General features: G+C 70.9%; 22 protein-coding genes. 15 read left to right on the top strand and 7 right to left on the bottom strand.

Features of this window, described 5'->3' with window-relative positions; translation table 11 throughout:
* Positions 1-72: 72 nt before the first annotated feature.
* From AAH979_RS06130 to AAH979_RS06105, 6 genes are all read left to right on the top strand, one after another.
* Positions 73-939 (top strand): hypothetical protein, encoded by an 867-nt coding sequence (locus tag AAH979_RS06130; protein ID WP_346257044.1) that lies wholly within the window; start codon positions 73-75, stop codon positions 937-939.
* Positions 940-1,177: 238 nt separating this feature from the next.
* A complete protein-coding gene (locus tag AAH979_RS06125) occupies positions 1,178-1,936 on the top strand; it encodes a hypothetical protein (protein ID WP_346257043.1) in 759 nt (252 codons plus the stop codon).
* On the top strand, positions 1,933-2,946 hold the full coding sequence (locus AAH979_RS06120; protein WP_346257042.1) for a sortase: 1,014 nt from the start codon (positions 1,933-1,935) through the stop codon (positions 2,944-2,946). Before AAH979_RS06125 ends, AAH979_RS06120 begins: the two co-directional genes overlap by 4 nt.
* A gap of 37 nt (positions 2,947-2,983) precedes the next feature.
* Entirely contained in the window at positions 2,984-3,790 is an 807-nt protein-coding gene (locus AAH979_RS06115) for a phosphate ABC transporter ATP-binding protein (RefSeq protein ID WP_346257095.1), read from the top strand.
* A 301-nt stretch (positions 3,791-4,091) separates the two neighbouring features.
* Complete coding sequence (locus AAH979_RS06110) at positions 4,092-5,315, top strand: Ig-like domain-containing protein (RefSeq protein WP_346257041.1); 1,224 nt, start codon at positions 4,092-4,094, stop codon at positions 5,313-5,315.
* 180 nt (positions 5,316-5,495) lie between these two features.
* The gene (locus tag AAH979_RS06105) at positions 5,496-6,572 is read left to right on the top strand and encodes a DUF916 domain-containing protein (RefSeq protein WP_346257040.1); all 1,077 of its coding nucleotides are present in this window, start codon (positions 5,496-5,498) and stop codon (positions 6,570-6,572) included.
* 20 nt (positions 6,573-6,592) lie between these two features.
* Here the strand turns inward: AAH979_RS06105 and AAH979_RS06100 are convergent, their stop codons facing one another.
* Together AAH979_RS06100 and AAH979_RS06095 are read right to left on the bottom strand one after the other, a co-directional pair.
* A complete protein-coding gene (locus AAH979_RS06100; RefSeq protein ID WP_346257039.1) occupies positions 6,593-7,381 on the bottom strand; it encodes an ABC transporter permease in 789 nt (262 codons plus the stop codon).
* Entirely contained in the window at positions 7,378-8,307 is a 930-nt protein-coding gene (locus tag AAH979_RS06095) for an ATP-binding cassette domain-containing protein (protein WP_346257038.1), read from the bottom strand. Before AAH979_RS06095 ends, AAH979_RS06100 begins: the two co-directional genes overlap by 4 nt.
* Before the next feature lie 108 nt (positions 8,308-8,415).
* On the opposite strand from AAH979_RS06095, the gene AAH979_RS06090 reads away from it, so the two are divergent.
* Together AAH979_RS06090 and AAH979_RS06085 are read left to right on the top strand one after the other, a co-directional pair.
* Positions 8,416-9,777, top strand: coding sequence for a histidine kinase (locus AAH979_RS06090; protein WP_346257037.1), 1,362 nt, complete (start codon positions 8,416-8,418; stop codon positions 9,775-9,777).
* A gap of 2 nt (positions 9,778-9,779) precedes the next feature.
* Positions 9,780-10,433 carry a response regulator transcription factor gene (locus AAH979_RS06085; RefSeq protein ID WP_346257036.1) on the top strand — a complete coding sequence of 218 codons (654 nt, stop codon included), beginning with the start codon at positions 9,780-9,782 and terminating at the stop codon, positions 10,431-10,433.
* A gap of 121 nt (positions 10,434-10,554) precedes the next feature.
* On the opposite strand, the gene AAH979_RS06080 is transcribed toward AAH979_RS06085, so the two are convergent.
* The 3 genes from AAH979_RS06080 to AAH979_RS06070 are packed head-to-tail and all read right to left on the bottom strand — an operon-like array spanning position 10,555 to position 13,470.
* Positions 10,555-11,214 carry a response regulator transcription factor gene (locus tag AAH979_RS06080; protein WP_346257035.1) on the bottom strand — a complete coding sequence of 220 codons (660 nt, stop codon included), beginning with the start codon at positions 11,212-11,214 and terminating at the stop codon, positions 10,555-10,557.
* Positions 11,187-12,320 carry a hypothetical protein gene (locus AAH979_RS06075; protein ID WP_346257034.1) on the bottom strand — a complete coding sequence of 378 codons (1,134 nt, stop codon included), beginning with the start codon at positions 12,318-12,320 and terminating at the stop codon, positions 11,187-11,189. Before AAH979_RS06075 ends, AAH979_RS06080 begins: the two co-directional genes overlap by 28 nt.
* Entirely contained in the window at positions 12,313-13,470 is a 1,158-nt protein-coding gene (locus AAH979_RS06070; RefSeq protein ID WP_346257033.1) for an ATP-binding protein, read from the bottom strand. The genes AAH979_RS06075 and AAH979_RS06070 overlap by 8 nt, the downstream gene beginning before the upstream one ends.
* Before the next feature lie 277 nt (positions 13,471-13,747).
* On the opposite strand from AAH979_RS06070, the gene AAH979_RS06065 reads away from it, so the two are divergent.
* Positions 13,748-14,842 carry a type VII secretion target gene (locus AAH979_RS06065; protein WP_346257032.1) on the top strand — a complete coding sequence of 365 codons (1,095 nt, stop codon included), beginning with the start codon at positions 13,748-13,750 and terminating at the stop codon, positions 14,840-14,842.
* The gene (locus tag AAH979_RS06060) at positions 14,839-15,132 is read left to right on the top strand and encodes a hypothetical protein (RefSeq protein ID WP_346257031.1); all 294 of its coding nucleotides are present in this window, start codon (positions 14,839-14,841) and stop codon (positions 15,130-15,132) included. The genes AAH979_RS06065 and AAH979_RS06060 overlap by 4 nt, the downstream gene beginning before the upstream one ends.
* Positions 15,133-15,199: 67 nt before the next feature.
* On the opposite strand, the gene AAH979_RS06055 is transcribed toward AAH979_RS06060, so the two are convergent.
* Positions 15,200-16,717 (bottom strand): RICIN domain-containing protein, encoded by a 1,518-nt coding sequence (locus tag AAH979_RS06055; RefSeq protein ID WP_346257030.1) that lies wholly within the window; start codon positions 16,715-16,717, stop codon positions 15,200-15,202.
* Between the two features lie 317 nt (positions 16,718-17,034).
* Positions 17,035-18,501 (bottom strand): hypothetical protein, encoded by a 1,467-nt coding sequence (locus AAH979_RS06050; protein ID WP_346257029.1) that lies wholly within the window; start codon positions 18,499-18,501, stop codon positions 17,035-17,037.
* Between the two features lie 676 nt (positions 18,502-19,177).
* Here AAH979_RS06050 and AAH979_RS06045 point away from each other — a divergent pair.
* The 5 genes from AAH979_RS06045 (at position 19,178) to AAH979_RS06025 (ending at position 25,777) form a co-directional block, all read left to right on the top strand.
* Positions 19,178-21,070, top strand: a complete 1,893-nt coding sequence (locus tag AAH979_RS06045) for a rhamnogalacturonan lyase (protein ID WP_346257028.1) — start codon at positions 19,178-19,180, stop codon at positions 21,068-21,070.
* Between the two features lie 376 nt (positions 21,071-21,446).
* Positions 21,447-22,325 (top strand): RNA polymerase sigma-70 factor, encoded by an 879-nt coding sequence (locus AAH979_RS06040; RefSeq protein ID WP_346257027.1) that lies wholly within the window; start codon positions 21,447-21,449, stop codon positions 22,323-22,325.
* A 78-nt stretch (positions 22,326-22,403) separates the two neighbouring features.
* Positions 22,404-23,537 (top strand): FAD-dependent oxidoreductase, encoded by a 1,134-nt coding sequence (locus AAH979_RS06035; RefSeq protein ID WP_346257026.1) that lies wholly within the window; start codon positions 22,404-22,406, stop codon positions 23,535-23,537.
* A 234-nt stretch (positions 23,538-23,771) separates the two neighbouring features.
* The gene (locus AAH979_RS06030; protein WP_346257025.1) at positions 23,772-25,568 is read left to right on the top strand and encodes an ABC transporter ATP-binding protein; all 1,797 of its coding nucleotides are present in this window, start codon (positions 23,772-23,774) and stop codon (positions 25,566-25,568) included.
* A 74-nt stretch (positions 25,569-25,642) separates the two neighbouring features.
* Positions 25,643-25,777, top strand: coding sequence for a keywimysin-related RiPP (locus tag AAH979_RS06025; RefSeq protein WP_346257024.1), 135 nt, complete (start codon positions 25,643-25,645; stop codon positions 25,775-25,777).
* The last annotated feature ends 31 nt before the right edge of the window (positions 25,778-25,808 follow it).

The following is a 25,808-nucleotide window of genomic DNA, read 5'->3' as shown; positions in this document are numbered from 1 at the left end:
GCGCACCCGGGTGGTCGGAGGTCCCTTGTGGACGTCCGGCCACCATCCGTGTCATCGACAGGAAGGAACGCTGTGAAGACCCCAATCCGCCGGCTCGGACGGGCCGGCTCAACCGTCGTCGCGGTCGGGCTGCTCTCCGGCGCCGGCCTGATCGCCGCGGCGCTGGTCGGGCTCACCTCACCCGTCCAGGCGGCACCCTCGCTCGGCACCCTCACCATCGACCCGACCAGCGGCAACGTCACAGACGGCTCGGCACAGGCACCCGCGTTCACCGCGCGGACCTCGGCGGGCTGCCCGGCTGGCTGGGGGGCCCAGGCGCAGATAAGGATCAGTCCGGCCGATCAGTCGGGCAGCCCGACGGGCGGCAACCTCGACCGGATCGCCAGCGCCACCGGTTACGACGCCGGCCCCTTCACCCTCGGCACCAACCGGTCGATCAGCAGAGCGCTGGACCCGACCCCCGACGACGGAAACCACCCGGCGCCGGCGGACGGCGACTACCGGATCACCATCGAGTGCCTGACCGAGCTGGCCGAACCGCACGAGCACTGGTTCCAGGCGGTGGTCACGATCAGCGGCTCGACCTGGTCGGTCAAGCAGGCGCCGACCGGTTCACCCACCCCGACCGGTTCCGCCACACCGACCCCCACGGTGACCCCGACCGCGAGTCAGACCCCGACGGGCAGCCCCACGCCCACCCCAACCGGGACGGCGAGCCCGACCCCGACCGAGACGGGCAGCCCCAGCCCGACCCCGACCGAGACGGGCAGCCCGACTCCGACCGAGACGGAGAGCCCGAGTCCGGTCCAGGGCGGCGGAGGCGGCAACCTGGCGCTTACCGGCGCTTCGCTGCCGACCCTGCTGACCGGTGGATTCGTCCTCGTCGGCACCGGCGTGGCCGCGATGCTGCTGGCCCGGCGCCGCGACACCCAGGCATAGCCGGATCGTCCGGGCGAGCGCGCCGGACCGACCGGTGCCGGTGCGGGAAACCGGCCGGCCCGGTAGCCGGACACGACAACGCCGGTCGTCCGCCGCCGGAAGCCCGGTCGGCCCGTCCGCCCAGGGCAGGAGAGAGGAAAACATGTCCGTACCCGGATCACTGGACCTTGGCCGACCTGAACCTCCCGGCGGGTACGCCCCGACTCCCGCCGGCGGACACCACCGACCGCAAGGGGCGGTGGGAAGGGGTTCACTGAGACGTCGGGGAGCGGCGCTGCTGCTCCCGGCCGTCCTGGCGGCCGCGGCCGGGCTCTCGGCACAGTCGCCAAGTGCGGCGGCGGTGCCGGCCCGGCGCGCGGTTCTCGGCACGCTCACCATCACGCCCACCAGTGGAAGCGTCGGCGGTAACCCGATGCTCGTCTCGGCGACCACCTCGGCACCCTGCCCGGCCGGGTACGGCTCCGCGGCGCTGCTGCGGGTCGGCCCCGCCGGCGGCCCGTACAGCAACATCGCCCGGCCGGGCGGGGCGGGCGGCTACGACAGGACACCGATCACCATGCACCCGAACCGGTCCATGGCCACCTCCCAGGGCAGGCCGCCCGGCGACGGCGAGTACGCGATCGTCGTCGAGTGCGTCAGCGACACCCTGGGTACGCACCCCGACCGCTTCGAGTCGCGGATCGTGGTGAGCGGCGACACCTGGCGGGTCAGGAACGGCACCGGGGGCCGGGCCGCACCGACCGCCGGCGCGGCACCGGGGACCACCGGCTCGCCGTCCGGCGCCAACCCTGGTGCGACCCCGACATCGCCCTCCGCGCCGACCGGTGCCCCCGGGGAACCGACCATCGCGGCCACCTCGGCAGGCCCCTCGGCCGACCTGGCCTCGCGGCCGGACGAGGGCGCCTCACCGTTGCCCTGGGCCCTCGGTGGGATCGCCCTGCTGGCGTGTGTGGCCGCCGTACCGCTGATCCGCCGACGAGGGAGCAGGCAGCCGTGACCGCGACCGTCGACCCACCGACCGTGCCACCGGTCGGCCGCCACCAGGGACCGGCGGCCGCGCCACCCCGGTCGGCACCCGATGCCGCTGCCGGTGCCGTACCGGCTGGCCCGGCGGGTTCGCCGTCGCGGGCCGCCCCGACCCGCAGGCCCCGACCCGTCGAGATCCCGGCGGTACGCGTCACCGGCACCGTACTGACGCTGCTCGGCGTGCTGCTGCTGGCCTTCGTCGTACACCTGACGCTGATCTCCCAGTTCCGCTACGAGCGGGCCCAGCAGACGGCGTACGCCGACTTCCGCAAGGACCTGGCCGAGGGGATCGCACCGGTCGGCCAGACCGATCTCGACGGTGACCTCCTGCGCCCCGGTACCTCGGTCGCGGTGCTCCGGATCCCCGTGCTCGGCACCCGGCAGGTGGTCTTCGAGGGGACCACCGGAGCCGTGCTGCAAAACGGTCCCGGGCACCGCCGCGACACGGTGCTGCCCGGCCAGGCCGGGACCAGCGTCCTGCTGGGCCGGCGCGCCGGGTACGGCGGCCCGTTCGCCGGGCTGTCGCTGCTGACCCCCGGCGACGAGATCGTCGTGGTGACCGGGCAGGGCGAGCACCGGTACCGGGTCACCGGTCTGCGCCGGCCGGGCGACCCGCTGCCGCCCCGGCTGGCCGACGGGGCGGGCCGGCTCACCCTGGCCACCGCGGACGGCCGGCCGTACCTGCCGGACAACATTCTGTACGCCGACGCCGACCTGGTCTCGCCGGTCCAACCGTCCCCGCAGCGGCGGTTCGGGGCGCAGTCCCTGACGGCGGCCGAGCAGGCGATGGCCGGGGACCCCGCCGCGTGGGTGCCGCTGGTGCTGTGGGGTCAGGCGCTGCTGATCACCGCCTACGCGGTGAGCTGGGCCTGGGCCCGCTGGGGTGGCTGGCAGGCATGGGTGTCGGGGATGCCGCCGCTCACCGTCCTGGGCCTCACCGTGGCGGACCAGGCCGTCCGACTCCTGCCCAACCTCTACTGACGACGGAGCCGAGATGAGCCTCGACAGTACGTCCGTGATGCCCACCGCCCCGACCGGGCCGTACGGCGGTCTGGCGGCCCTGCAAGCCCGGTCGATCTCCGCGTGGTTCGGCCAGCACAAGGTGCTCGACCGGGTGTCGCTCACCATGGCCGCCGGTGAGGTGACCGCCCTGATCGGCCCGTCGGGCTGTGGGAAGTCCACGTTCCTGCGGATCCTCAACCGGATGCACGAGCTGATCCCCGGCGCCGCGCTGGCCGGTGAGGTGTTGCTCGACGGCCAGGACCTGTACGCACCGGTCCGCCGGATCACCGACGCCCGGCGGCAGGTCGGAATGGTCTTCCAGAAGCCCAACCCCTTCCCGACGATGTCGATCTACGACAACGTCGTCGCGGGACTGAAGCTCACCGGCACCCGGATCAGCCGTAACGACCGGGACGCGCTGGTCGAGGAGTGCCTGACCAAGGCCGGGCTCTGGAAGGAGGTCCGGGACCGGCTCCGCTCCCCGGGCGGCGCGCTCTCCGGCGGGCAGCAGCAACGACTCTGCATCGCCCGCTCGTTGGCGGTCCGGCCGCGGGTACTGCTGATGGACGAGCCCTGCTCGGCGCTCGACCCGACCTCGACCCGGCGCATCGAGGAGACCATCGCCGAACTGGTGACCGAGGTGACCATCGTCATCGTCACGCACAACATGCAGCAGGCGGCACGGGTCTCCAACCAGTGCGCGTTCTTCCTCGCCGAGCACGGTACGCCCGGTGCCATCGTCGAGCATGGTCCGACCGAGGTGATGTTCGACAGTCCACAGGACTCTCGTACCTACGACTATGTGCACGGACGGTTCGGTTAGTCCGTCGCGCCGACCGGTCGGTCGCGTCCACCGGGTCGGCGATGGCTACCAGAAGGTGAACAGCCTGCTCGCGCCGCCTTTGACACCTGCCATTCACACGGTGGATCAACCCGATTCCTCGCGCCGTCAGCCCTACGTCGGTTCGGCGGTAACCCGCAATTCTCCTGCCGCATGTCCGGCCTTGGCGATGGCCTGCACGACGGGTCACGGCCCGTGTGCAGCCTGATCGAGGTCGCGGCAGGTGACCGCTCCCGACGTGGGAGAGCCGCCGCACCGCACTCCTGGCAAAAGGAAGTGATTCATGAGAGCAACAGAGGCCCTGCTCGGCCGGGCGGCTGCCCTGGCCGGCACGGTCGCGCTGACCGCGGTCGGCCTGGTCGGCGTCGCGGCGCCGGCCCAGGCCGCGGCGGCGGGCACCCTTACCCTCAACCCGACCGGTGGCACCGTCACCGACAACCCGATGTTGACCCAGGCCACCACCTCGACGGCCTGCCCCACCGGCTTCGGCGACCAGGCCGCGCTGCGGGTCGGCCCCGTCGGCGGTCAGGTGGCCAACCTCAACCGGATCGCCAGCGACACCGGCTACGACACCGCTCCGTTCACCCTCGCCGCGAACCGGTCGATGGCCACCGCGCTGGCCGGCACGCCGGCGAACGGCGACTACGTCGTCGTCATCGAGTGCCTCAGCGAGCTCAACGGCGTACACCAGGACCGCTTCGAGACCGTCATCACGGTCGACGGCGGCAACTGGCGGGTCAAGGGCGCCGTCGACCCGGCCGTGCCGACCAGCACCGCGCTCGGCACCAGCCCGGCCGGTCCGGTCGAGGCCGGCACCGCCGTGACCCTCACCGCCACCGTGGACCCGGCCGTCGCGGCCGGCACGGTCGCCTTCCGCAACGGCAGCAGCTCGCTGGGCACCGCACCGGTCTCCGGGGGTACCGCCCGGATCACCACCTCCGCCCTGCCGGTGGGGAACAACTCGTTGACCGCCCAGTTCACCCCGGCGGACCCGGCGGCGTACCAGCCGTCGACCTCCACCGAGGTGAGGGTCCAGGTGACCGCCCCGGGCGCCGTCGACAAGGATCAGCGGATCACGGCCGAGATCCTCGGCGGCGGGCTCTCCCTGGAGGTGGCGGGTACCAACGTCGCACTCTCCGGCGGCGTCGTCGGCGGCACGGCCACCGGCACGCTGAACTCGGCGACGGTGACCGACCTGCGCGGCACCAGCGCGGGCTGGAACCTGACCGGCCAGGTGGACGACTTCGTGGGACCGGCCGCCGCCACCATCGACGGCAACCAGCTCGGCTGGACGCCGAAGGCCAGCAGGGTCAGCGGCAGCGGCAACGCGACCGCGGGTGCCGCTGCGGCGCCGGGCTCCGGCCTCGGGGAGGCCAGGACGCTGTGCCGGGCCGACGAGGGCAGCAGCGCCGGCACCTTCGAGTGCGGTGCCGGGCTGAGCCTCGGCATCCCGGACACCACCACGCCGGGCAGCTACGCCGGCAACCTCACCCTGACGCTGGTCTGACCCACCCGGGTCCGACCGGCCGACGGCCGACCGGCGGCGGAGGTACCACGGGCAGCCGTGGTACCTCCGCCGCACGTCCGCCGTCACACACCATCCCAGAGCCGCTTCCGGGACCGGGCGCCGCGAGGACGTCGGCCGCCCGGTCGACCAGGTCGTCGCGACGACGAGCGAGGAGCCACCATGACCGCACCCCGACCCTGCCGCGTCGTCGCCGCGCTGGCCGTCGCCACGATCCTGTCGACGGCGGTCCCCGGTCCTGCCGGTGCCGCCCCCGGCGACGAGTTCCGCTGGACCGTGGAGCCTGCCGCCGCGGCCGGTACCGGCCCGCGCAGCCAGTTCAGCTACGACCTCGGCCCGGGCCAGCAACACGACGACCGGGTGGTGGTGACCAACCGGTCAACCGGGCCGCTCACCTTCACCGTGTACGCCACCGACGCGTCCACCTCGACGGACGGGGCGTTCGCCCTTCCGCCGGCCAGCCAGCCGGCGCGCGACGTCGGCGCCTGGGTCGACCTCGGCCGGCAGACCCGGACCCTGCGCCCCGGTGAGCGGATCGTCCTGCCGTTCCGGGTGACCGTTCCACGGAACGCGACCCCCGGCGACCACGCTGCCGGGATCGTCGCCTCGGTCGCCGAAGCGCGCACCGACGCGGCGGGGCAGCGGGTCAACGTGGAGCGGAGGGTCGGCGTACGGATCTACCTGCGGGTGAACGGGCCGCTGGCACCGATGGTCGACGTCGAGTCGGTGCAGGTCTCGTACGCCAATCCGGCTGTGCCGTTCGCCCGGGGCCCGGCGACGATCACCTTCCGGCTCCGCAACCCCGGCAACGTCCGGGTCGGCGGCGCCGCCCGGCTGCGGACCACCGGCCTGTTCGGCGTACCGCTCTCCGGCAGCCAGGACGTCACCCTGCCGGAGTTGCTGCCCGGCGCACGGGTGACCCTGGTCCACCGGGTCGACGGCGTGCTACCGGCCGGCATGCTCACCGCCACGGTGCGCGTCGACGCCACGAGCAGCGAGCAAGCACTGCCCGCCGTGACCCGTAGCGGGACGGCCTGGACGGTTCCGTGGACACTGCTCTACCTGCTCGTGCTGGTCGGCGCGGTGCTGGTTCTGCTCTGGTGGCGTCGCCGTCGGCGGCGCGTGGCCGGTACCGAGGTCGAGCCGGCGGCCGCGCCCGTCGAGCCGGCGGATGTCGGCGCACCGGACACCGATCCGGCATACGAGAGTGTCGCGACGCCGGCCGGTACCCGAGGCTGACCGAGGGGGCAGGGCTCCCATCAGGCGTCCCGGCGCGCGAACAACGCCCAGGCGGCGGTCAGGATGATGGCGACGAAGGCGGTGAAGACGCCACCGGCTGCCCAGCGGCCGAACAGGTCGAAGTTGTCGGCGTCGGTGAGAGCGGCGGTTCCGCTGAGGTCGACCAGCCGCAGGCCGGCGGAGAACGGCAGAAACTTGATCACGGGTGCGAGCCAGTCGAGCGCGGGGACGAGCGACAGCCTGAAGATCGTCTGTTCCACGACGAGTGGCGTCACGAGGATCACCACCAGTGCCGCCGGCACGCTGCGGAACACCTGGGCCAGTGCGGCGCCCAGCACCGCCCACAGCACGACGAGCAGGACGTAGCCGGGCAGCGCCGCACCGAGAGGCTGCTCGGTCAGCTCGGGGAATTCACCCCAGAAGACGAGGCCGACGGCGACGTTGACGAGCATGGACGCGACCGCCACCGCCACCGCCGCCGCCGCGACGACCGCGAGCTTGGCGGTCAGGACCGTGGTTCGTCGCGGAATGGTGGTCAGTGTTGGCTGGATCGTGCCGTACCGGTACTCGTGACCGGTGGCGAGGATGCCGACGGCGGCCATGAACACCGCCAGCAGCGGCAGCGGCGAGGCGGTGCCTCCGCCGGTCACCGTAGCCCCGACGATGTCGGTGTCCAGCGGGTTGTTACGGGTGGCCAGATTGACCAGGAGCGCCACCGCGGCGTTGACGAGCAGGGCCAGGCCGACGAGCCAGTACGTCGAGTGGATGGTACGCAGGCGTACCCATTCGAAGCGCAACGCGTCGATCATGCGGCACCGCCGGCGGTGCTGAGTTGACGGGCGACGTACTCCTCTGATGCGCCGGTGGCGGAGATGAACGCCGTTTCCAGCGACGCGGTCAGGGTGGTCAACTCGTGCAGTGGGATGCTGTTGGCGAACGCGATCTCGCCCACGGCGGCCGCATCGGCCCCGGACACCCGCAGGGTACCGTCATCGGCGACGTCGACCTCGACGCCGTGGGTGCCCTTCAGCGCCTGGGCGAGCCGGTCGGCCCTGGGACTGCGGATCTGGACGGTCGCCTGGGTGAACTGCCTCACGAACCCGTCCACGTCGCCGTTGTAGATCATTTTTCCGCGGCCGATCACCACCAGTTCGTCGGCCATCAGCTCCATCTCCGACAGCAGGTGACTGGAGACGAGGATGGTGCGGCCCTGCGCCGCCAGCGACTTCAATATGTCGCGCAGCCAGTGGATGCCGTGCGGGTCCAGCCCGTTGGCCGGCTCGTCGAGAATCAGCGTCCGCGGATCCCCCAACAGGGCCTGCGCCAGCCCCAGCCGCTGCGCCATGCCCAGCGAGAAGCTCCGCGGCTTCTTCCGGGCCACCTCCGCCAACCCGACGAACTCCAACACCTCGTCCGCCCGGGCCGCCGGGATCCCGCCGCCGGCGGCCAGCATCCGCAGATGGTTCCGGGCAGTGCGGGTCGGGTGGAACGCCCTGGCCTCCAGTACGGCACCGATCTGGCGCATCGGATGCCGGATCGTGCCGAACCGGCGTCCGTCGAACAGGGTCTCGCCGCCGCCGTGGTCGAGGTCGAGCATCAGACGCATGGTGGTGGATTTACCGGCCCCGTTGGGACCGAGGAAACCCGTCACCATACCCGGAAGTACATCGAACGAGAGATCATCGACGGCGACCTTCCCGCCGTACCGTTTATGCAGTCCTTGGGCTCTGATCATGTCCCGGACGCTACGAGGAGCCGGCCTGCCGGACATCGGTCTGTCGTCAGGCCCGCCCCTGACTTTCGTCAAGGGTGCCGCCGGCACCGGCGTATGTATCGTGGCCTGGTGCGTTACGACCGGGCGGACCGGATGTGGACACCGCTGCTGATCGTGTCGGCCGGAGCCTCGGTCTCGGAGGTCTTCACCACCGGCGCCTGGCTGCCCCTGGTGGCGATCGTGCCGGCTTTCGTGGCCGGGCGGCGGATGGCTTCGCTTTCGGTCGCGCTGTGGGTCTTCACGGCGGCGGCATCCGCCGGGCTCGGGGTGTCGCTGTGGCGCTCCACCGATCCGTTGTCGTACTGGCTCTCGCTGGTCCTGCTGTTGTTCGTCGTCTCGGTGCTGCCGTGGTGGGTGGGCCGCTACCGGCGCCTGAGTGCCGAGCACGGCGAGCGCGAGCGCACGATCGTCGCGGGACAGGCCCGGCTGCGCGAGCGGGCGACGATCGCACGGGACATGCATGACTCGCTCGGACACGAACTGGCCCTGATCGCGCTGCGCAGCGGTGCGTTGGAGCTGGCCGGCGACCTCACCGACAAGCACCGTCACGCCGCCGGCGAACTGCGGGCGAGCGCGGTCCGGGCCACCGAACGGCTGCGCGACATCCTCCGGGTACTCGGCAACGCCGATGCCGCCGCCGATCTGCAACCGGCCGACGAGAGCATCGACGAATTGGTCCGTCGCGCCGTCACGGCCGGCATGCCGGTGCGGCTTCGCCGTGACGGACCAGGTCCGGCGTGGTTGCCGATGACCAGCCAGGCGGTGCACCGCGTGGTCCAGGAGTCGTTGACCAACGCCGCCCGACACGCACCCGGTGCGCAGGTCACCGTCACCATTGCCCGCCAGCACGCCGGCACCCGGATCGACGTCGTGAACGAGGCACCGGTCCGGCCCGGCGACGGTACCGGCAGCGGGCAGGGGCTGATCGGGCTGGACGAACGGGTCCGGCTGGTCGGCGGCCGGCTCGAGGCCGGACCCCGGCCGGACGGCGGCTGGGCTGTCACCGCCGTGCTGCCCGACGACGCCGGATCGCGGCCCGACGACGGTCCCGCCGCGTTCGAACTGCAAGGCACGAGACGGCTCACCCGCCGCCGGCAGATGCAGTCCGCCGCCCTTCCCCTCGGCGCCGCGCTGCTGCTCGTCGCGGCCCTCGTCCTCCTGCAGATGTACACCGTGTCACGCACCGGGCTCTCCGACGAGCTGTACCACGACCTGCGGCTCGGCCAGACGCGTGCGCAGATCCAGCCGCAGCTGCCGCCACGCGACATCGACCCGGTGCCGCGAATCCTGAACGAGCCATCCAAACCGGCCGGCTCGACCTGCACCTACTTCCAAGCCGGGGCCAGCCTGTTCAGCGAGGCCGCCGGCCTCTACCGACTCTGCTTCAGCGAAGACGTACTCGTCGCCAAGGACCGGATGGAGAGGATGTAACGGTGACCCCGATCCGGGTACTGCTGGCCGACGACGAGGCCATGATCCGCGCCGGTGTCCGGGCGATCCTCGACACCGACGACCGTATCGAGGTCGTCGCCGAGGCCGCGGACGGACGCCGAGCCGTAGAGCTGTGCCGCGCCCACCGTCCCGACATCGCGCTGCTGGACATCCGGATGCCGGTTCTCGACGGACTCGCCGCGGCCGACGAGATCGCCGCCACGGTACCGGCCACCAGCATCGTGATGCTCACCACCTTCGGCGAGGAGGAGTACATCGCCCGGGCGCTCGGCGGCGGCGCCGCCGGGTTCCTGCTCAAGGCCGCCGACCCGCGCGAACTGATCGCCGCGGTGCACGCCGTCAGCGACGGAGCCGCCTTCCTCTCGCCGGCCATCGCCCGGCAGGTCATCGGAACCTACCGCGACAGCCACCGCCGCCGGGCCGCCGATGCGGCACGGCGCGTCGGGTCGCTGACCGAGCGGGAACGCGAGGTTCTCGCGCTGCTCGGCGCCGGACACTCCAACAGCCAGATCGCCCGCTCCCTGCACGTCGTCGAGGGAACCGTGAAGGCCCACGTCAGCTCGATCCTCATCAAGCTCGACGCACAGAACCGGGTCCAGGCCGCCATTCTCGCCCACCAGGCTGGCCTGTCGTAACCACGTCGCGCACTGCCGGCCGCCTGGAACGGGTCCGACTCATCCGGGGAGAACCTCTGCCTGGATGACCGGCGTGACTCGGTCGATACTTGTCGAATCGGCCTGTCCAGTTCGTGACGGCTTACTCGTCCAGCTCGTCGAGTGTGATCAGGCCGTCATGGAGGGCTCGGGTCACGAGGTCGCTCTTGGTACGGGCCGGCCGGCCGACATTGGCGTACTTGACCCGTACCCGCTCGATGTGCGTGTCCACGGTTTTCACGCTGATGTTCAGCCTGGCGGCGACGAGTTCCTTGGAGGAGGAGGCGAACCAGGCGCGCAACACCTCGGCCTCGCGACGGGAGATCCGGGGGCGGCCCGGATCATCGTCGGTTATCAGCACTCCGCCGAGCGAAGGCGCAGTGTACGGCTTGCCGTTCGCGGCCGCCTGGATGGCCGGTACCAGGTGCTCCTGCCCCTCGGTTTTGGTCAGGTACGCGAGCGCACCGAGGTTCACGCACTTGAGCACGGTACGGCTGTCGGTGTGCTGGGAGTAGACGATGACCCGGCGACCGTGGTCGACAAGCCGGCTCAGCTCGCCGAAGGCGGGCGTCTTGGGCATCAGTTCCAGGTCGAGGATGACCACGTCGGCCTTTGCGCCCGGGCCCGTCCACACGTTTGCCAACCGGGCCTGCGCGTCGATCAGCTCGATCGGTGGCCGCGCCTGGCTGCACCAGTAGCGCACGCCTGCGGCGATCGCTACATGGTCGTCAACGATCACTGCCGTGATGGGTCCGCCCGCCATCGCACCTCCACCCACAGCTTCTCCTCGTTACGAAACGTGTCGAGCCGTACCCCCGGCACCTCGGGCCGCGGCAGGTCGACCTGGCCGCAGTCGGCGACGACGCTGACCGAAACCAGGTCGGGAGTGCCGATGACGGTGACCCGCGCCCACGACGCCGCCGTGGCCAGCATGGTGAGCGGGGCCTCGGTGAGGTCGCGACGGACCGGCAGCGGAAGGTCCGGGCATTGGCCTCGGACGTCCAGCTCCACGAGTACGCCTTTGCGGTCCGCGACATCCGCGCAGTGCCGCAGCTCGTGCAAGAGCTGGTTCTGCGCGATGTCGACCTCGGCGAACAGCCGCCGCATCCGGGCCGACTCGATGGCGCAAGCGCGGCGGACCTGTTGGTCGAGGGGGTCGAGCCGTCCGCTGGACAGCCCTTCCAGCAACGGGATCGTGCTGTGGTCCAAGTCGGCCAGCCGCTGCTGTCGCCGTCGGTGTGATTCGGCCGCCGCGGCCTCCGCGACCGATATCCGCTCGGTTTCCCATGTGGCGGTGGCCGCCGACGCGGCGATGTTCCGGAACGCGGCGGCAGCTATCGCCATGCACATCGGGTAGCCGATGACCCCGATCGACCCCGTGGCGAACCGCAGGAGCATGGCCCGATCGCCGTCGCTGGACAACAGGACGTTCACCAGCGCCACGCTCCAGTGGGCGCCGAGAAATCCGAGATGGACCCGCAGCGGTTGACTCAGCAGGATCACCAGGCCGACCCAGGTCGCCTCGCCGAAGATCCAGTCACCGGCCAGGGCCGCGTGGCCGTAGGGCAGCGCCGCGTACGACAGCGCTGAACAGAGCAGGACCACCGCCACGGCCGGCCATCGCCACGCCACCGGCCAGAGTCGGCCACGGGCCACCAGTACCGTCTCGACGGACAGTAGCCCGGCGAGCAGGGCGAACGCGCACATCTGCACCCACGCCGGCTCGTACAGCTTCCAGTGCCGCAGAATGTTGGGCAGGCTCAGCAGCAGCAGACCGCTCGCTGCGACGGCCAGGACCCCGACCCGCAGCCGAGCGATCAGCTGGGCGCGGGTGGCTCGCTCGATCGCCTGCCGGGGATCGTCATCCACCGTGCCACTCCAGCCGCACCAGCGTGCCCTCGCCGAGCCGGGAGGTGACCGTCGCAGTACCGCCGATCGCGGCCAACCGGCCGCTGATGCAGTCCCGCAGACCTCGCCTGGTGGCAGGCACCTGTTCGGGGATGAAGCCCGCGCCATCGTCGGCGACATCCAGCCGCAACCGGGCCGGCCCTCCACTGAGCCGCACCCTGATCTCCGGTGCGCGGGCATGCCGGACGGCATTGTTCATCGCCTCGCGCGCCGCGTCAGCCAGCGCGCGGCCGACGCGGTAGGGCACCCGCAGTTCCGAGGGGGTCGAGAGGTGTACCGGCAGCCGGCTCACCGCCTCCACCTCCGCCCCTAGGAGCTGCACCAGATCGGCGTGAGAATCCACCTGCTCGCCGTACGCACGGAGCATCTCAAGGTCCCGCCGGGCCCGTGGTACGAGCCAGTCGTTCCGGGGCCGCACCTCACCGCCGCCCACCATCAACAGAGTCGTGGCAGCGGTGTCGTGCAGCGCGTTGACCAGTTCCCGCTCGTCGGCGCGGACCGCGGCCGCGACCTGGTGCGCCCTGCGCGCGTTCTCCGCGTCCCGGGCCAGACGATCCGCGCTGCGGGCCCCCTGCTCCACGAGCAGCCACGCCACCCGGGACAGCGTCGCGATCGCCAGCACCCAGATCGCGGCGTGCACCACATTCGCCGCCGCAGCCGACATCAGCACGACGGCAAGCAACGTCCCGGCAGCCATCGCGGTCGCCGCAATGCCGTACGCCAGCGGCGTATACCACTGATAGGTCACGCAGGCGAAGCTGACCAGCAGGCGTATCCAACCGATGTTCTCGTGCTCCGCCGCGTCGGTCCAGAAGATGCTCAGGCACACCAGGGCCATGACCGCGGCGTCCACCCCGGCTCCCCACAGGTCCGTGCGTCGGAGCAGCCACCACACGTACACCGCGCTCCACACCGCGACGCCGCCGACCACCAGTGCCGTCGACGCCACGTGCTCGTCCGTGGCACGAAGCAGCCCGATGACGGCGACCGGCCCGAAGATCGCGACCCGGACAACGGCCGCGAAGCGCCGGCCGAACCGCGACAGGAGCACCAACGGCTCCCCGCCGTCGGTCGCCTTCACCACACCACCGAAGCCTGGAACCGTGCCCACCGCCCCTCAGCTTGTCAGGCAGGCCGGCAGACACTCTAACGCCGCCAACGGTACCGAGAATGAACATGTGTGGGGTGTTCACCTGACACAGCTCAGGTCCGCACGTCAATACCCTGATAGCCGTGATACGCCACCTCGGCGGCGCTGCCGCCGGGCCGACTGCGCCGCCCGGTCGGTGGTGTACCGGATGCGGAGGCACTGGCTGGCACCGTGCACCGGCTCACGGCGCCGGCTCGACACGCGAGGACGAACCAGGCACGGCGACGCGGGGAGCGGGATGAGCACATTGCGCGTTGAGGCAACCGGGCTTGAATCGTTCGCCTCGCGCATCGGCGACCTCGGCCGGGATGTGTTCGCGGCCCGGTCCTACATCTACGGATACGCCGATTTCAGCTGGCAGGAAGAGGGGCTGATCAGCCTCTTTCGCTCCGCCCACGAGAGCGCGAGCGACGACCTCGTCGACGCGCTGCGCCACCTGGAGGACCTGCTGAGCGAGTCGGCCTTCGAGCTGTTCTCCGCCGCGCACTACTACGTCAACACCGACATTGCCGCCGCCGCCGAACTGGACCGCGGCTACGCCGCGCCCGTGGCGTGGTACCAGCCGCCGGGTTGGCGCGAGACGGCCGCGGTCCCGCCCGGGCCGCTGTACGCCGGGAGCGACCCCACTCACCATCTGACCGACCCCGGTGAACCGGAAGCCAGCGTCGGCAACGGGTACCTCGACCTGAACGCGGTCTTCGAACCTGTCAGTCCGGCATCCTGGCTGAACTGGCTGCTCCGCGAGACCCTCGGCTACGACGTCATCAGGTCGCTGACCACACCGTTCACCGGTGACTGGCGAGCGCTGGCCCGCTACGGCCTCGCCCTGGACCGGTTGGGTGCGTGTCTGGCCGAGGTGGGCCGCAATATCCAGCACGCCACGGACGAGGTCGACCAGTACTGGACCGGCAACGCGGCGAGCGGCGCGACGGCGTACTTCGTCGAGGTGGCGGCGGCATGCCACCGAGCGCAGTCCGTGCTGCGTGAGGTGTCCGCGCAGTACCAGGAGGCCGCGCAGGGCGTTTGGCTGCTCGCCAACCAGGTCGCCGGGATCATCAGCGCGATCACCGACGCGGTGCTGGTCGGCGGACTCGGCGCCGGGCTGGGTGTGCTGACGAGTTGGTCCGGGATCGGCGGCTGGGCCGGCGGTACCCTGGCCGCCTCACAGGTGCTGCGCATCCAGCAGCTGATCCAGAAGGCAGCCGGCAAGATCCAGGCCGCCACCACCGCTCTGCAGGCCATCGCCGGAGCGGTGAAGGCCCTGACCGACCTGGACGCGCTCAAGTCGTTGAAGCTGCCCGCCCAACCGTACGACCACCCGAGGCAACCGTGACCGTCTACGACGAGTTGGTGACGATGACCGGGGGCGACCAGCAGGCCGCCCGAGTACTGCTGGCGGGCTTACGCCAACTCCGGGACCGCGCGCCGGACCAGGAGATGCGGAGGTTCGCCCGAGAGGTCCTGGAGGAACAGGTCAGCCTACGCGAGGTTGCCCGATCCGAGGCGTACGCGTGCGTGCTGAGCCGACACTTCGATCACCTGACCCGTTGGCGTGATCATGTCCAGGACGTCGATCCGGCCAGCGAGGACCGTGCGCGTGGCGTCCGCCAGGACCAGCGCTGAGCGGGCGTCGTGGCCCGGAGCGTCGGCCTACCTCGGTGCCCGGAGCTACCCGACGGCTGTGCGCTCCTCATCCCCAGCGTCGTGCGAGGCCGTCGTACTCGGCCTGGGTCAGCGGGAGGACGGTGCCGTGGCGGGGCCGCCCCGGCATGGTGTAGCCGGAGACCATGCTCCACTGGCCGGTGGTCAGGTCGGTCGTGCTGAATGGGATGTAGCCACGGCCGCCGTACTCGTCGATGTAGAGGTACCACCGGTTCTCGGTGTTTGATTTGAACACCAGCGGTCCCTCGCCCTGGCTCAGCGAGCCCTGGCCGATGCACTCCCGGACGAACGAGTAGTTTCGGTTGAGGACCGTGGTGGACCGCTCGGCCAGGATGAACTTGCCGCACGCCGACTGGGAGGAGCTGCGCTCGTCTTTGGTGTAGCGGTAGTAGGTGCCGTTGTGCTTGATGAGCGTGGAGTCGATGGTGGAGTAGCCCTTGTCCACCCAGACCTGCGCGGGGCTGAAGGTGCGGAAGTCGCGCGTGGTCGCGTACATCATCCGGTTGTAGCTGCTGCCGGTGTGGTTCGGGTCGGTGGCGGCGTAGAGCTTCGAAGCCCAGAAGACCACGTACTGGCCGATGCTGTCGTCGTAGTATGCCTCCGGCGCCCAGGTGTTGCCGGCGGTGTCGGGCGAGACCCGGACCAGCCGGGGGGCGCTCCAGGTCACCAGGTCGGTGGACTCCCAGACCACGATGGACTTGCTGCCGGTGCGCTGCGCGGCGTCCCAGTTCCCGCCGCCGTAGATGCGCAGGTCGGTCGCTATCTGGTAGAACCGGTCGCCCTGCGGAGAGCGGATGATGAACGGGTCCCGCGCACCCCTGGTGCCGACGTTGGAGGTGAGGACCGGCTGTCCGCCGTTGAGCTGGCGCCACCGGACCGGGTCGTTGCCCTGGCTCAACCCGAAGTAGATCTGCTCGCCGTTGGCGCTACCCTCGCCGGTCATGTAGCTGAACAGGTAGCCGGCGTAGGTGGTGGGCACGGGCGCGTCGGTGCGGACAAGTTGCCACTGCTGGTTTGCACCGCCGGTGTCGGTGTACTGCGAGATCCGGCCGCCGTCCGCGGTCGACCAGTCCCACACTTCCAGGGCCTTGCCGCTGTTGCGGTTGACGAGCTTGACGTACCCGCTGTCGGTGTCCACGACCCGGAACTGCTGGTTGGTACCGCCGTTGTCGGGCCACTGCACGACATTGGCGCCGTCGGCGGTGGAGGCGCCCGAGATGTCGACGAGGCTGCCGCTGTGCCGGGCACGCAGCTTGTAGTAACCGCCGCCGGCGTCGACGAACTGGAACTGCTGGTTGGTCTGACCGGTCCGGGCCCACTGCTGAACGGCCGCCCCGTCGGCGGTGGACTGGCCGGCGATCTCGACCGCCTTTCCGCTGTGCCGGGACACGATCTGGTAGTACGCCAACGGGTCGATCGCGGCGGCGTTGGCCTGCTGGCCGGGGATGAGCGTGATGAGGCCGGCGACGAGCACCGTGCTGGCCACCGCGGCGCCGAGGCGACGTGGCCGACGGTCCAGGCCGGCGGGCCGGTCAACGACGAACATGTTCAACTCCTGGAGACGGGACGCTTCGAACGGAGCGCTGCGATGGCCCGGTCCGGGCGTCATGGGCGGCACAGAACGGCACGGCTGCGTTAACCCTGACTGTGCGACGGCGATGGTCGGTGGGTTCGGACGTCTGGCATCGTGGTGCCGATACCGGCGGTGGGATCCGGGCACTCCACGGCGACGTCGCGTACTGGTCGAGGCACCGTGCCCGTTCGTCGCGGGTGTCGCACCTCATCCGCTGCAACTGGTCCATGGCCATCCCTGAGATCTCGTCGCGGTGCGACCCGGTGATCGGTCGAGGTCCGGTCGCGGGGCTACACAGTGACGCCGTCGACCTGGAGGGTCTGCACCGATGCCGCGGGGAAGGCGACACTGACCCGTTTGCCGTCGACCCGGGCGTCCTGGCGTTCGGTGTAGCGGTCACCACCGGCCGGCACGGTGGACCAGCGCGGCACCAGGCCGCCCGAGCCGCCGGTCACCTGGCCGAAGCCGGACATGTCGAAGGTGAGGGTCTGGGCGGCGCCCGTGTTGACGGCGACGATGACCAGCCGGCGAGCGGCGGGGTCATACCCGGCGACGGCGTAGTCCACGCCGGTGTCGATGATCCGCATGCCGGGGCGGATGTGCCGGGTGAACTGGGCAAGTACGTAGTATTTCGGCTGCACGGCGCCGGCGCGCAGGGTGTTGAAGTCGTACTGGATGGCTGCCCAGCCCGCACTCGGGTCCATCACCTGCCAGTAGCACCACGCGGTCGGATGCAGCCAGCGCCAGTCCAGGCACAGGTTGCGCGCCATGGTGATGCCGGTGCCGTCACTGTCGCCGGCCTCCGAGTTCCAGAGAATCTTCCCGGCGGCGCGCACGTCGCTGTACAGCAGATCGCGTCGACCGCCGGCGCCCTGGTATCCGTGCACGTTGACCTGCCGTACCACCGCTCTGGTGCCGGCGTCGAAGCTGTTCCAGGTGGTACGCGCCAGGTCGTAGCTGGTTTCGTCGGACGCCGAGATGGCGATCCCGGTCAGGCCCTGCCGGTCCAGTTCGGTGCGCAGGTTGGCCAGTACGCTGCGCTGCGTGGTGGCGTCGATGTGGCACCCTTCCTGCGTGCCGTCGGCCCGCCACCAGTTCGACGACGGTTCGTTGAAGGGATCCACGGTGCGGAAGGTGACGCCCCAGCGGTCGCGGGCGTAGCGTGCGGTCACCGCCAGGTGCAGGGCATGTTGACGGTGGTTCCACGACTGGAGGTTGAGACCGCCGTCCGCAGCGCCGGACGGGTTGTGATTGAGGCACATCCACCACATCGGGGAGTTCGCGAACAGTTCGGCGATCGCCCCCCGCTGGACCGCCTTGCCCAGCGCGGCGCGTTGTTTGGCGTCGACGTTCCAGTTCCACGCCGACGACGCCGGGTCCTCGTTGTGCCAGTCCTGCCAGAAGCCCTCGATCTGCTTGAAGCGGGGGATGTTGGGGGAGGCCACCATCGTCTCGCCGTTGACGCTGTTCCAACTGCAGGCGCCCAGGTTGTAGCGGGCGATGTTCAGTCCGAGGCCGGGTAGCGTGCCGCCGTTGTACGCCACGGACCTGGTGGTGAAGAAGATGTCCGCGAAGTCGTCCCGGTCGCCGAACACGTTGGCCCACCAGGCCAGCGACGTGCCCCAACCTTCCCACCCGCCGTGGTCGGCGCGAGGATCGATCGCGATCGTGGCGTCGGCGCGGGCTGGGCCGCCAGCGATCGCGCCACCTATCGCTCCGGCGCCCGCGGCGACGAGCAGCGTCCTGCGCTTGATCATGGGTCCTCCAGCAGGCTGTGGGACACCGCCAGGTGCCGAGACGAGAACGTGGCGAGCCTGTCGGCGCCGACCCGGCCGGGCTGCGGATCAGGTCAATTTGATGTTAGCGTTCACATCCGCCTGGTTCTGTCGGGGGCGGTTGTTTCGGGCTTGTGCTGAAGTGTTGACGCTTGTAACTGCGATGTCAAGGTTGACGACGGTGCGCCTCGGGCTGGTCGGGGAGGGGGCTCTGCGCTCGTGAACGGGTTCGGTGCTCGCTTCTGGGTGCCGGCATAAGTGCCCGGACCGGCGGCGGAGGAGCGGTGTTTGTCCTGGCTGGTCCGTCGGAGAGCACTTGACGCGCATACGCTCGATGTTTACATTCGTCTATGTAAGCGTATTGACCGATCTTGTGGCGGCTGTCCTGTAGACCGACCCAGGGGCGGCGGGGGACTCGGGACCGGGCTCGGGGTGCGCGGCGGGCGGGGCGGCCTCGTCCGGAGCGTCGTCGCATCTGTTAGCGCTAACAGTCGCGGCCGGTGGGCCGACGCCGCTCAAGGACGATGCCGTTCTTGTCGACACCGGCCGTCGTCCTCTGTAGACAGCGCAACATCGAACGTCACGAGCATCGCCCGGTACGAGGCCACGCACATCCCTCGGTGCGCGTTCCTGTGCACCCCTTACCTGGACGGTCCCAATGAAACGTATCAACCACCGCCCCCCGACCGGTCTGTGCCAGGTCCGGTCAGCTCCGCGGCTCGTGCTCGCCGCGGCAACCGCCATCACCGTCGCGGCTGCCGGCATCGTCACCCCGACCGGCGCACACGCCGCGACCGGCCCGTTCCCCGGCCGAGCCGCTTCCGCGCCGGCCGGCGCACACGCGACGACGGAGAAGCTGAACCGCGGAGTGATCGCCATCCGCTCCGACCGGGGCAACTTCGTGTCCTGGCGGTTGCTGCGCACCGATCCGCCCGGCACCGCCTTCAACGTCTATCGGGGCTCAGTCAGGATCAATCCCACGCCGATCACCACGGCCACCAGCTACCTGGACGCCGGTGCGCCCGCAGAAGCGACCTACTCCGTCCGCCCGATCAGCGCAGGGGTGGAGTTGCGCTCCGCGGCCGAGCCCGAGGTCGTACCGTTCGCCACTTCACGTGACGTGCCCTTGCAGATCCCGCCCGGCGGCTCAACGCCCAGCGGTGAGTCGTACAGCTACTCGGCCAACGACGCCAGCGTCGGGGACCTGGACGGCGACGGCGAGTACGAGATCGTGCTCAAGTGGGACCCGTCCAACGCCAAGGACAACTCACAGTCGGGCTACACCGGCAACGTCTACATCGACGCCTACAAGCTCAACGGCACCCGGCTGTGGCGGATAGATCTCGGCCGCAACATCCGGGCCGGTGCTCACTACACCCAGTTCCAGGTCTTCGACTACGACGGCGACGGCCGCGCGGAAGTGGCGATGAAGACCGCCGACGGCACCCGCTCCGGCACCGGGCAGGTGATCGGCAACGCCAACGCCGACCACCGCAACTCCAGCGGCTACATCCTCGCCGGCCCGGAGTTCCTCACCATGTTCAACGGCCAGACCGGCGCCGTACTGTCCACCGTGAACTACGAGCCGGCGCGCGGCAACGTCTCCTCCTGGGGAGACAACTACGGCAACCGGGTGGACCGGTTCCTGGCCGGCACCGCGTACGTTGACGGGCAGCGACCGTCGCTGATCATGGCGCGGGGCTACTACACCCGGGCCGTGATCGTCGCGTGGGATTTCCGCAACGGCAGTCTGACCCGGCGCTGGACCTACGACTCCGGCAGCGGCGGTGCGTACGGGCAGGGCAACCACAACCTGTCCATCGCCGACGTCGACGCCGACGGCCGTGACGAGATCGTCTACGGTGCGGCCACCATCAACGACAACGGCACCCTGATGTACTCCACCGGCTTCGGGCACGGCGACGCGATGCATGTCGGCGACCTGATCCCCAACCGGGCCGGCCTTGAGGTGTTCACCATCCACGAGTCCGGCAGTCAGCCGGCTGCCGACGTGCACGCCGGCAGCAACGGCCAGGTCATCTGGCAGCGGCCGAACAACGGGGGAGCGGAGGGACCCGGCCGTGGCGTGGCCGCCGACATCTACGCGGGCAGCCCCGGCGCGGAGTTCTGGGGCTCCGGCACCCAGATGGGCAACCTGTACAACAGCTCCGGCGCCTCGATCGGCCGGAACCCGTCCTCGGCGAACTTCGTCATCTGGTGGGACGGCGACGCGCAGCGGGAGTTGCTCGACGGCACCCACATCGACAAGTACGGGACCGGCGGCGACACCCGGCTGCTCACCGGATCCGGGGTCGCCTCGAACAACGGCACCAAGTCCACCCCGGCACTCTCCGCCGACATCCTCGGTGACTGGCGGGAGGAGGTCATCTGGCGTACGTCGAACAACTCGGCGCTGCGCATCTACTCCACCACCGACTCCACCAGCATCGCCCGGCCCTCCTTGATGCAGGACCGGCAGTACCGGGTCGCCGTCGCCTGGCAGAACACCGCCTACAACCAACCGCCGCACCCCAGCTTCGCCATCGGGTAGCGAAGCACCCCGACCGCCGGTGACCGGGCAGAACCGGCCACCGGCGGTCAACACAGGTCGCGCTTGGCGCCATTCCACCGAATTCAAACCCATCGCGTACGGGTACCGCCAGGTGCGGGCAAGGGCGGTCAGGTTCAGTACCCTGACCGCCCTCCGCGTCCGGAGCACACTGGACGACGACGGATCGGAGCGCGTCGACCCGCAGCGGTCGCTCGACCGGCCCCGACGAGCAGGTGGTTACGCTGGTCGGTGTCCGACCTTGCCGGGAGCCGATCGGAAGTGCGTCCGTGATGTCCTTCACCCCCCACCCGCGCGACCGACGTGCGAGCAAGGTCGCGCCCGCCCCGGCCTCCACTGGCGCGGGCCGGAGTCGGTCATGGGCGTGACCCAGGAGCGGCTGGAGCGGTTCGAGGCCAACCGCCGGCGCCTGTTCGGGGTGGCGTACCGGCTGCTCGGGGAGGCGTCCGAGGCCGAGGACGTGGTGCAGGACGCCTATCTACGCTGGGAGCGTACCGACACCGTCGTCTCGCCGGAGGCGTGGCTGACCAAGGTGGTCACCAACCTGTGTCTGGATCGGCTCACCTCGGCGCGGGCGCAGCGGGAGCGCTATGTCGGGCCGTGGCTGCCTGAGCCGGTCGTCACCGGCAGCGGCGGGCTCGACCCGCTGGAGACTGTGCAGCAGCGGGAGTTGCTGTCGCTGGGGATGCTGGTACTGCTGGAGCGGCTCACTCCGCCGGAGCGGGCGGTGTTCGTGCTACGTGAGGCGTTCGGTCACAGCCACCGCGAGATCGCGGAGATCCTGGAGGTGACCGAGCCGCACGTCCGGCAGTTGTACCGCCGGGCGCGGCAGCATGTCGCGGCGGCGCGCAAGCGGTTCCCCGTCCCGCCCGCGCAGCGCCGACAGCTTCTGGAGCGGTTCCTGGCGGCCGCCCTCGGCGGCGACGTGCCGGCGTTGGAGCGGCTGCTCGCCGAGGACGTGGTCGCCTGGGCCGATGGTGGCGGCAAGGCGCCGGCAATGCGGCGCCCGCTGGTCGGCCGGGAGGAGGTCCTGCGCTACCTGGTCGCCCTGACCGGGTACGCGCAGCGGATCCGCATGACGCCGGACGTGGTGAACGGGGAGCCCGCCCTCGTGCTGTACCTGGACGGCCAGCTCTCCGGGGTCACCGTCCCCGAGTTCGACGGCGATCGCATCATCGCCCTCCGTACCATCACCAACCCGGACAAGCTGGCCTTCTTCGCCAGGCAGAAGAGGTGATCGTTCCGCTGGTCGCGTTGTCACGAATCGCCTCCGTCTCCCGTTCATCCGGTGTCGAACGACTGAGGGAGAACGTTCATGACAACGACACCGCACATCGCGGTCCTGGGCGCCGGCTACACCGGCGTGATGATTGCCAAGGTGCTCGCCAGGCGCACCAGCGCGACCGTCACGGTGGTCAACAACCGCGACCGGTTCGTGGAGCGGATGCGTAACCACCAGCTCGCCTCCGGCCAGCAGGTGCGGCACACGCCACTGCACGACCTGTTCAGGGGCACCGGCATCCGGCTGATCATCGACCAGGTCACGCGCATCGACACCGAGGGGCGGCGGGTGGAACTGGCCAACGCCGCCGAGCCGGTCGGCTACGACCTGCTGGTGTACGCGCTGGGCAGCCACGCCGACCTGGGCGCCGTCCCCGGCGCGGCCGGGCACGCCGTCGCCGTCGCCGTTGCCGAGCAGGCCGAGCAACTGCGCGATCGAATGCGTACCGCCGGCACGGTCGCGGTGGTCGGTGCCGGGCCGACCGGTCTGGAGACGGCCACCGAACTGGCCGAGACCTACCCCGACCGCACGGTGCGGCTGGTCACCAGTGGGATTCTGGGCGAGGGGCTGTCCGAGCGGGGCCGGGAGTACCTGCACCGGGCCGTCGACCGCCTCCGCATCGAGCTGTGGGAAGACGCCAAGGTCGCCAAGGTCGACGCGGAGGGCCTGCTGCTGGGGGACGGCACGCGCATCGACGCCGACACGGTGGCGTGGACCGCCGGATTCCGGGTACCGGAGCTGGCGCGCGAGGCCGGACTGGCCGTGGACGAGCGCGGCCGGATGCTCGTGGACGGCACTCTGCGCTCGGAGTCGCACCCGGAGGTCTACGGCATCGGGGACGCCGCCGCCGCGCACACCCGCGACGGGCAGGTGCTGCGGATGGGCTGCGGACCCGGTGGGCTGGCGGCGGCGTGCGCCTTCCATGCGATCACCGACCGCCTGGCCGGGCGCACCCCCACGCCGCTGCGCGTCAGCACGGATGCCCTGTGCGTCAGCCTCGGCCAGTGGGACGGCCTGCTCCAGCCCACCGACCTCGACGGCAGCCCGCGCGGGAAGGTGCGCACCGGCCGTCCGGTGGCGATGCTCAAGAAGGCCGTCCTGCACACCACCGGGTCGTACAACCTTCGCCACCCCGTCCTGGCCCTGGCCGCCGCCAGGCAGGGGTGACGCGCCCGCCCGGATCCGTCGGCCGGTCGACGGATCCGGGCGGCAGGGTTGCCTGCCGGGCTGCGCGAGATGGTGATCAGGCTGGGAGGGCGCGCGGCGCGGTCGCCGGGCGGGTGGTTGCGGTCCGCCGCCACAAGGTTCCGATATAGCTGGAGTATCGGGCCACGCCGGAGGGTGTCGGTGGGCCGGCGCCGATCCCGACCGGCACCTCCGACACCCGGTGAGGACGACGGCATGCTTCCCATCACCCGTGCCGCCGGCCGGGCGCCGCTGGCGTCCCTGCTGAGCTACGTCCGTCCGCACGCCCGTGGACTGCTCGGCGGAGCGGTCCTGATGTTCCTCGGCGGACTGGCCAATCTCGCCCAGCCGATGGTGGTCAAGAGCCTGATCGACGCGCTGACCGGCGGCACCCCGTACCACCAGCCGATGCTGCTGCTGGTATCGCTGCTGCTGCTCAGCGTGATCGTCGGGGTCTGGGGCATGTACCTCGTGGAGTTGACCGCCGAGAGCGTCGTGCTGACCGCGCGCCGGCGGCTTGTCACCCGGTTGCTGCGCCTGCGCGTCGCGGTCGTGGACGGCGCCGAGCCCGGGGACCTGCTGTCGCGGGCGACGGGCGACACCACGCAACTGCGGGCGGCGGCCACCAGCAACGTGATCGACCTGGTGGCGGGGACCTTCCAGATCGCGGGCGCGGTGGTCCTGATGGCGCGGCTCGATGCGGTCCTGCTCACGGTGGTACTGACTGTGCTGCTGATGCTCGCCGCGGTGACGCTGGCCCTGGTCCCGCGGATCCGCAGCGCCGGGGAACAGGCGCAGGAGGCGGTCGGCGGGATGGGAGCGGTCCTCGAGCGTACGCTGGGCGCCTTTCGGACGGTCAAGGCCAACGGCGCCGAGGAGCGGCAGGCCGCCGCGGTGCACGACGCGGCCCGGCAGGCGTGGCGGCGCGGGCGGCAGGCGGCGCGGTGGGTCTCGCTGGCCGGCATCGCCACCGGCCTCGCGGTCCAGGTCGCCTTCATCGTGGTGCTGGGGGTGGGCGGGGCGCGGGTCGCCGCCGGCGGTCTCGCCGTGTCGTCTCTGGTGGCCTTCCTGCTGTACCTCTTCTACCTCGGCGGCCCGGTGACCCAGCTGGTGGGCGGCTTCACCGGGCTACAGGCGGGCCTGGCCGCGGTCCGGCGTATCGACGGGATCGCCGAACTCGCCGCCGAGGACCTGGACCGGCCCGTGGACGCCCCGGCGGGCAGCACCGCGGCGCCCGTGACGGTGACGTTCCGGGACGTCTCGCTGCGACATCGGCCCGGCGGCCCGGCGATCCTGGAGCACGTCGACCTGCGGCTGCCGGCGACCGGCCTCACCGCCATCGTGGGGCCCTCCGGTGCCGGGAAGACGACCCTGCTGGCGCTGATCGAGCGCTTCTACGATCCCACCACCGGTCGGGTCGAGATCGACGGCCGCGACGTACGGGAATGGCCCCTGGCCAACCTGCGCGCCCGGATCGGCTACGTCGAGCAGGACGCTCCGGTCCTGTCCGGAACGCTGCGGGACAACGTGACGATGGGCGCGGCACACGTGCCGGAGCCGTGGCTCGCGGAGGTCCTCGAACGGACCCGCCTCGTGCCGCTGCTACGGCGGCTGCCGGACGGCCTCGGCACCGAGGTCGGCCATCGCGGTGCGTCGCTGTCCGGCGGGGAACGGCAGCGCATCGCGATCGCCCGTGCCCTGCTGCGCCGACCGGGGCTGCTGCTGCTCGACGAGCCGACCTCGCAGCTCGACGCCATGAACGAACGTGCGCTCGGTGAGATCGTCGCCGCCGTCTCGCGGACCACCACGGTGGTGATGGTGGCGCACCGGCTGTCCACGGTGACCCGGGCCGACCGCATCGTCGTGCTGGACGCGGGCCGGATTCGTGCGGTAGGCACGCACGCCGACCTCGTGGACGGCTGCGAGCTCTACCGCGGGCTGGCCGCGACCCAGTTGCTCACCGGAGCCGGTGCGCAGGTGCGGAAACAAAGCTCCGATATCGCGGCAGTATAGATCCACCTCGGATAGTGCTCGCACGACGGGCTCAGGACGCCGGAGCCCGACTCACACCGAGGAGGTACATCGAGATGGTGAAGAAGAAGGCCTACGAGCGGCCCACCCTGTCGAAGGAAGGCAGCTTCGCCCGCAAGACGGCTGGCAGCCTTTTCACCAGCTGCCGGGAGTCGTTCGTCACCCAGAAGCCGCGTTCGATCTGCAGCTGACGGCACGAGCCCACCGTACCGAGACAGAGGG

This window comes from Plantactinospora sp. ZYX-F-223 (assembly GCF_039649625.1).
GTDB lineage: Bacteria > Actinomycetota > Actinomycetes > Mycobacteriales > Micromonosporaceae > Plantactinospora.
This window is presented reverse-complemented; position numbering and strand designations above follow the sequence as displayed.